The organism is Mycolicibacter algericus DSM 45454 (assembly GCF_002086455.1).
Classification (GTDB): Bacteria; Actinomycetota; Actinomycetes; order Mycobacteriales; family Mycobacteriaceae; genus Mycobacterium; species Mycobacterium algericum.
Genome location: NZ_MVHC01000060.1, coordinates 1 through 7,236, shown reverse-complemented (window position 1 = coordinate 7,236; position 7,236 = coordinate 1). Strand labels below are relative to the sequence as shown.

Genomic DNA, 7,236 nt, shown 5'->3' with positions numbered 1-7,236 from the left:
GCCACCGGCCCCGCCGCAACCCGGGCCGCCGCCGGCTCCCGGCCCTCGGCCCGCCACGCCCGGACCCAAGCCCGGCGCCCGGACCCCGCGCGTCGGGAACAACCCGTTCTCGTCGGCGCAGCCGGCGGAACGCGCCATCCCGCGTCCGCACCCGCAGGCGCCGCGGCCGGGTGCACCCCGGCCCGGCATGCCGCGTCCCGGCGGCGGCGCAACACCGGGCAATATGCCCGGCCGTACCAGTAACTTCGGCGCGCAGGGCCGCCCGGCGCGCCCCGGCGGCCCGCCGCGCCCCGGCGGCGGTGGCCGTCCCGGTGGCCCCGGCGGCCGTCCGGGCGGCCCCGGCGGCGGTCCCGGCGGTAACTACCGCGGCGGACCCGGTGGCGGTGGAGGTGCCCCAGCAGGCGCCGGCGCCGGAGGCTTTCGGGGCCGCCCCGGCGGCGGTGGCCGTCCCGGCCAGCGCGGTGGCGCGGCCGGTGCGTTCGGCCGTCCGGGCGGCGCACCCAAGCGGGGACGCAAGTCGAAGCGGGCGAAACGCGCCGAATACGAGAACATGCAGGCGCCCGTCGTCGGCGGGGTGCGGCTGCCGCACGGCAACGGCGAGACCATCCGGCTGGCGCGCGGCGCATCCCTGAGTGACTTCGCCGAGAAGATCGACGCCAACCCGGCGGCGCTGGTGCAGGCGTTGTTCAATCTCGGTGAAATGGTCACCGCCACCCAGTCGGTCGGCGACGAGACGCTGGAGCTGCTCGGCAGCGAGATGAACTTCGTCGTCCAGGTCGTCTCGCCCGAGGACGAGGACCGCGAACTGCTGGAGTCGTTCGACTTGACCTACGGCGAGGACGCCGGCGATGAAGAAGACCTGCAGAGCCGCCCGCCGGTGGTGACCGTGATGGGTCACGTCGATCACGGCAAGACGCGCCTGCTCGACACCATCCGCAAGGCCAACGTGCGCGAGGGCGAGGCCGGTGGCATCACCCAGCACATCGGTGCCTACCAGGTGGCCGTCGACTTCGACGGCTCCGAGCGGCTGATCACCTTCATCGACACCCCGGGTCACGAGGCGTTCACCGCCATGCGTGCCCGCGGCGCCAAGGCCACCGACATCGCGATTCTGGTGGTCGCCGCCGACGACGGCGTGATGCCGCAGACGGTGGAAGCGATCAACCACGCTCAGGCGGCCGAAGTGCCGATCGTGGTGGCGGTCAACAAGATCGACAAGGAGGGCGCCGACCCGTCCAAGATCCGGGGTCAGCTGACCGAATACGGTCTGGTGCCGGAGGAGTTCGGCGGTGACACGCTGTTCGTGGATATCTCGGCCAAACAGGGCACCAATATCGCCGCCCTGGAGGAGGCGGTGCTGCTGACCGCCGACGCCGCGCTGGACCTGCGGGCCAACCCCGACATGGAGGCCCAGGGTGTGGCGATCGAGGCGCACCTGGACCGGGGTCGCGGCCCGGTGGCCACCGTGCTGATCCAGCGCGGCACCCTGCGCGTCGGCGACTCGATCGTTGCCGGCGACGCCTACGGCCGGGTGCGGCGCATGGTCGACGAGCACGGCGACGACGTCGACGAGGCGCTGCCGTCGCGGCCCGTCCAGGTCATCGGCTTCACCTCGGTGCCCGGCGCCGGCGACAACCTGCTCGTCGTCGACGAGGACCGGATCGCCCGCCAGATCGCCGACCGGCGCAACGCCCGCAAGCGCAACGCCCTGGCGGCGCGCTCGCGCAAGCGGATCTCGCTGGAGGACCTGGACTCGGCGCTGAAGGAAACCAGCCAGCTGAACCTGATCCTCAAGGGCGACAACGCCGGTACCGTCGAGGCGCTGGAAGAGGCCCTGATGGGGATTCAGGTCGACGACGAGGTGGCACTGCGGGTGATCGACCGCGGAGTCGGTGGCATCACCGAGACCAACGTCAACCTGGCATCGGCCTCGGACGCGATCATCATCGGCTTCAACGTGCGCGCCGAGGGCAAGGCCACCGAGCTGGCCAACCGCGACGGCGTGGAGATCCGCTACTACTCGGTGATCTACCAGGCCATCGAAGAGATCGAGGGCGCGCTCAAGGGCATGCTCAAGCCCGTCTTCGAGGAGAAAGAGCTCGGCCGGGCGGAGATCCGCGCGATCTTCCGGTCCTCGAAGGTCGGCAACATCGCGGGTTGCCTGGTCACCTCCGGCATCATGCGCCGCAACGCCAAGGCTCGGCTGCTGCGCGATTCGGTGGTGGTCGCCGAGAACCTCACGGTCTCGTCGCTGCGCCGGGAGAAGGACGATGTCACCGAGGTGCGCGACGGCTACGAATGTGGTCTGACGCTGACCTACAGCGACATCAAGGAAGGCGACGTCATCGAGACCTATGAGCTCGTAGAGAAGGCACGGACCTAGCCGTGGCGGATCCGGCCCGGGCGCGTCGGCTGGCCAAGCGGATCTCGACGATCGTCGCCTCGGTGATCGAGTACGAGATCAAGGATCCGCGGTTGGCCGGGGTGACGATCACCGACGCCAAGGTGACCGCCGACCTGCACGATGCCACGTTGTACTACACGGTGCTGGGTAGTTCCCTGGACGACGACCCCGACTACGGTGGTGCCGCCGCCGCGCTGGAACGGGCCAAGGGTGTGCTGCGGTCCAAGGTGGGCGCCGGTACCGGGGTGCGGTTCACGCCGACGCTGACGTTCGTCCGTGACACGGTGCCCGAAACGGCCCACCGGATGTCGGAACTGCTGGCCGCGGCCAAGGCGGCCGATGCCGATCTGGCTCGGCTGCGCGAGGGTAAGCAGCCGGTGGGAGAGGCCAATCCGTACCGGGAGGACCCCGCGTCATCGGATGGCGAAGACAGCGGTCACGGTGAGCAATCGGGGGACTGACCGGTTGGCTCCGGCTCGGCGCGTCGACGCCGCCGGGGCGGTGCAGCTGCTGGCGGGCGCAACCACGCTGGCGGTGATCTGCCACGTACATCCCGACGCCGACACGGTCGGGGCCGGGCTGGCGCTCGCGATGGTCCTCGAGCGGGGCGGCAAGGCGGTCCAGGTCTCCTTCGCACGCCCGGCGACCCTGCCGCAGTCGTTGCAGTCGCTGCCGGGTGGCTGGCTGCTGGTCGGTCCGGATGCGATACGCCAGGACGTCGACCTGGTGGTGACGGTCGACATATCGAGTGCCGATCGACTCGGGGGCCTGCGAGACTTCGCAGTCGGCGGACGTGAGCTGCTGGTGATCGATCACCATGCATCCAATGAACTGTTCGGGACCGCGAATTTCGTTGACCCGTCGGCGGATTCGACGACCATGATGGTGGCCGACCTGCTCGACGCGTGGGGCGAACCGATCGATGCCGATGTGGCGCACTGCCTGTATGCCGGGCTGGCCAGCGACACCGGCTCGTTCCGGTGGGCCACCGCCCGCGCGTACCGGCTGGCGGCGCGGCTGGTGGACGTCGGCGTGGACAATGCGGCCATCACCCGGGCCGTGATGGACACCCACCGCTTCGGTTGGCTGACCATGCTGTCGCGGGTGCTGGCGCAGGCGCAGCTGCTGCCCGACGCGGTGGGAGGCCGCGGGCTGGTCTATGCGGTCGTGGAGCATGCCGAGTGGAGCGCCGCGCGGCCCGAGGAGGTGGAGAGCATCGTCGACATCGTGCGGACCACCGAGCAGGCGGAGGTCGCTGCGGTGTTCAAGGAGGTCGACCCGGGATGCTGGGCGGTCTCGATGCGCGCCAAGTCGGCGGTGGATGTGTCGACCGTGGCGTGCGGCTTCGGCGGCGGCGGACATCGGTTGGCCGCCGGGTATAGCGCCAGTGGCGGCGTGCAGGACGTGGTCGCCGCCCTGGTTGCCGCACTCGCCTGATGGCCGACGGCGCGTCGGCGGGCGCTCGCCAGATCTTGGCGCTGGCACTGCCGGCGTTGGTGGTGCTGGCCGCCGAACCGCTGTATCTGCTGTTCGACACCGCGGTGGTCGGTCGGCTCGGCGCCCTGGGCCTGGCCGGGCTGGCCATCGGTGGCCTGATCCTGGGGCTGGTGGCTTCGCAGGCGACCTTCTTGTCCTACGGAACCACGGCGCGCTCGGCGCGCCACTACGGTGCCGGTGACCGTTCGGCGGCCGTGGCCGAGGGGGTGCAGGCGACCTGGTTGGCACTGGGACTGGGCGCGCTGATCGTCGTCGTCGTGCAGGTCGCGGCGGTGCCGCTGCTCTCGGCCGTCGCCGGACGGGACAGCATCGCGACGGCCGCCCTGCCATGGCTGCGGATCGCGATACTCGGTGCACCGGCGATCCTGGTATCGCTGGCCGGCAACGGCTGGCTGCGCGGGGTGCAGGACACCGCGCAGCCTCCGCGCTATGTGGTTGCGGGCTTTGCACTTTCGGCGCTGCTGTGCCCGCTGCTGGTCTTCGGGTCGCTGGGCATGCCGCGGATGGGCCTGGCCGGCTCGGCGGTGGCCAACTGCGCGGGCCAGTGGCTCGCCGCGCTGCTGTTCCTGCGGGCATTGCACTGCGAGCGGGCCCCACTGCGTTTCGACGGTGCGATGGTGCGGGCGCAGCTGACGATGGGCCGTGACCTGATCGTGCGCTCGCTGGCCTTTCAGGCCTGCTTCGTCTCAGCCGCCGCAGTCGCGGCGCGCTTCGGGGCCGCGTCGCTGGCCGCCCACCAGATTGTGTTGCAGCTGTGGACATTTCTCGCGCTGGTGCTCGATTCGCTGGCGATCGCCGCTCAGGCCCTGGTCGGCGCGGCACTGGGTGCCGGTGACTCGGGGCGCGCCAGAACGGTGGCCGGCCGGGTGACGGTGTTCTCGGCGGCCGCCGCCGCGGTGCTGGCCGCGTTACTGGCCTTCGGTTCGGCGGTGTTGCCGGGGCTGTTCACCGGCGACGGTGCGGTATTGGCGGCGATCGGGGTGCCGTGGTGGTTTCTGGTCGCCCAATTGCCGCTCGCCGGAATCGTTTTCGCTCTCGACGGGGTACTGCTGGGTGCCGGCGATGCCGCGTTCATGCGCACCGCCACCGTGATGAGCGCCCTGATCGGATTCCTCCCGCTGACCTGGCTGTCGTTGATGCTGGATTGGGGGTTGGCCGGGATCTGGTCGGGCTTGACCACGTTCATCGTGCTGCGGTTGGTGTTCGTCGGGTGGCGGGTGTATTCGGGGCGGTGGGCGCGGGCCGGCCGCCCGTAGGATCAGCGGGCATGTGCAGCCACCGGGAGCAGATGCTCAACGGACAGCCATATCTACCCGAGGATCCCACCCTGGTCGCAGATCGTCGGGCCTGCCGGCGCCTGGTCGCGGCGTTCAACGCCACCGCGCCCGACGATGACGATCGGCGGCGGGACCTGCTGGGCGAGCTGCTCGGGTCATTCGGGCCGGATTCGGTCGTCGAGCCCCGACTCTGCTGTGACTACGGGAAACACATCAGCATCAGCGCTCACTACTTCGTGAATTACGATGCGGGTCTTGCTGGACTGAGCGCCGACCATCATTGGCGACAACGTACCGATCGGGCCCCGCGCACAACTGGTCACCACCCTGCACCCGATTGACGACACCCGATTGACGACACCGACGCACGACGGCAGGGCTGGGAGTCCGCGGCACCGATTGCCATCGCCGATGATGTCTGGCTGAATCGCCCTGGGTCTGGTGGCGGTCTGGTGGAGGCTCGGGCTATTGGATTTCGACCAGGGTTTGGTCGATCCGTTGCCCAGCGTAGAAGGCGTCCTCGAACTCGGTCGGCGGCAGGTCGTCGAGGTAGCCGTGGAGTCGGCTGGTGTTGTGCCAGTGCACCCAGCCCAGGGTGGCCAGTTCGACGTCCTCGACGGTCTTCCACGGCCCCGAACGGGCGGGTCCGTAGATCAGCTCGGCCTTGTAGTAGCCGTTGACCGTCTCGGCCAGGGCGTTGTCGAAGCTGTCGCCGACGGTGCCGATGGAGGGCACCGCGCCGATCTCAGCGAGTCGTTCACCGTAGCGAATCGAGGTGAATTGCGACCCGGCATCGGAGTGACATCGCAAGCCCGGCAACGTGTTTCCCCGCGACCAGCGGGCCATCTCGATCGCATCGAGCACCATGGTGGTGCGCATGTGCGAGGCGACCCGCCAGCCGACGATCATCCTGCTGAACGCATCGGTGATGAAACACACGTAGGCCACTCCGGCCCAGGTGGGCACGTACGTCAGGTCCGTCACCCAAAGCTGGTCAGGCGCGATGGCGGTGAAATCGCGTCTGACCAGATCAGGATGGCGTGGATGTCGACCGCCACGGTGATGGGACCACGTTGACTAGGGTTTAGCCAGTTTCATTGGACCACCCGTTTGCCAGTTATGGGACCGCTGGCGTGTCGCGCCGGTGGCCGCTCGATTACTGGGTCGGATCACTTCATGTCGATCGATGTGGAGGAGGTCTGCTGAATGTATCGGGAGGTTTCGGTGATCGAGGTACGTGAGCTGTTGCGGGTGTGGATGGCCGGTGCCGGTCTGCGCCGGGTCGCGGTGTTGGCCGGGGTGGACCGCAAGACCGCACGCGACTATACGAACGCGGCGGTGTCGGCGGGGCTGGATCGGGGCGGTGACCTGGATCAGCTCACCGACGAGCTGATCGGTGCGGTGATCGAGGCGGTGCGTCCGGGCCGCCCCGATGGTCACGGCCATACGTGGGAGTTGTTGCGCGCCAACCATGATCAGATCGTTGAATGGGTCGGCAAGGACTTGACGGTGGTCAAGATCAGTGACCTGTTGGCCCGCCGCGGGATCATGGTGCCGCAGCGGACCCTGCACCGGTACTGCACCGAACGCACCGACTACCGAGGCCGCGGACCGGCCGGCACGGTGCCGGTGGTCGACGGCGAGCCCGGCGTGGAGTGCCAGATCGACTTCGGGAAGATGGGCACGCTCTTCGATCCCGAAGCTGGGCGCAACCGGGTCGTGCACGCACTGATCTTCACCGCCGTCTACTCACGGCACATGTTCGTGTGGCTGACGTTTCACCAGACCCTGGAGGCGATCATCACCGGCTGCGAGTCGGCCTGGAGATTCTTCGATGGCGTGTTCAAGGTGTTGATCCCCGACAACATGACACCGATTGTGCCCAAGGCAGATTCGACCGACCCGCAATTCAGTGTGGGCTGGACAGAGTACTCCCAAGCCCGCGGATTTTTCACCGATCCCGCCCGGGTCGCCCACCCGTGGAGCCTGTCACGAATTCTGTGTAAGTCAGAGATGATTTGACTACGAGTTGTAGTCTAGCACAACGGGATTCGACCG

At 68.9% G+C, this 7,236-nt stretch carries 6 protein-coding genes and 1 pseudogene; 6 read left to right on the top strand and 1 reads right to left on the bottom strand.

Annotated elements, in window-relative coordinates; genetic code table 11:
* From infB to BST10_RS21895, 5 genes are all read left to right on the top strand, one after another.
* On the top strand, positions 1 to 2,383 hold a 2,383-nt coding region (gene infB / locus BST10_RS21915), incomplete at its 5' end, for a translation initiation factor IF-2 (protein ID WP_083040717.1).
* 2 nt (positions 2,384 to 2,385) lie between these two features.
* Complete coding sequence (gene rbfA / locus BST10_RS21910) at positions 2,386 to 2,865, top strand: 30S ribosome-binding factor RbfA (RefSeq protein WP_083040715.1); 480 nt, start codon at positions 2,386 to 2,388, stop codon at positions 2,863 to 2,865.
* Complete coding sequence (locus BST10_RS21905; protein WP_083040712.1) at positions 2,825 to 3,841, top strand: DHH family phosphoesterase; 1,017 nt, start codon at positions 2,825 to 2,827, stop codon at positions 3,839 to 3,841. Before rbfA ends, BST10_RS21905 begins: the two co-directional genes overlap by 41 nt.
* Positions 3,841 to 5,157, top strand: coding sequence for an MATE family efflux transporter (locus BST10_RS21900; protein ID WP_083040709.1), 1,317 nt, complete (start codon positions 3,841 to 3,843; stop codon positions 5,155 to 5,157). The genes BST10_RS21905 and BST10_RS21900 overlap by 1 nt, the downstream gene beginning before the upstream one ends.
* Before the next feature lie 11 nt (positions 5,158 to 5,168).
* Positions 5,169 to 5,519 (top strand): maltose acetyltransferase domain-containing protein, encoded by a 351-nt coding sequence (locus tag BST10_RS21895; protein WP_133054466.1) that lies wholly within the window; start codon positions 5,169 to 5,171, stop codon positions 5,517 to 5,519.
* 124 nt (positions 5,520 to 5,643) lie between these two features.
* Here BST10_RS21895 and BST10_RS21890 read toward each other — a convergent pair.
* Positions 5,644 to 6,219, bottom strand: a pseudogene (locus BST10_RS21890) (IS3 family transposase); the annotation flags it as partial.
* Between the two features lie 165 nt (positions 6,220 to 6,384).
* Between BST10_RS21890 and BST10_RS21885 the strand changes: the two are divergent.
* Entirely contained in the window at positions 6,385 to 7,200 is an 816-nt protein-coding gene (locus BST10_RS21885; RefSeq protein ID WP_235673616.1) for a hypothetical protein, read from the top strand.
* Positions 7,201 to 7,236 lie beyond the last annotated feature (36 nt).

Coding starts and splice junctions, on each gene's coding strand:
- BST10_RS21905 (WP_083040712.1), top strand. CDS start 2,825: ATGGCGAAGACAGCGGTCACGGTGAGCAATCGGGGGACTGACCGGTTG.
- BST10_RS21900 (WP_083040709.1), top strand. CDS start 3,841: ATGGCCGACGGCGCGTCGGCGGGCGCTCGCCAGATCTTGGCGCTGGCA.
- BST10_RS21895 (WP_133054466.1), top strand. CDS start 5,169: ATGTGCAGCCACCGGGAGCAGATGCTCAACGGACAGCCATATCTACCC.
- BST10_RS21885 (WP_235673616.1), top strand. CDS start 6,385: ATGTATCGGGAGGTTTCGGTGATCGAGGTACGTGAGCTGTTGCGGGTG.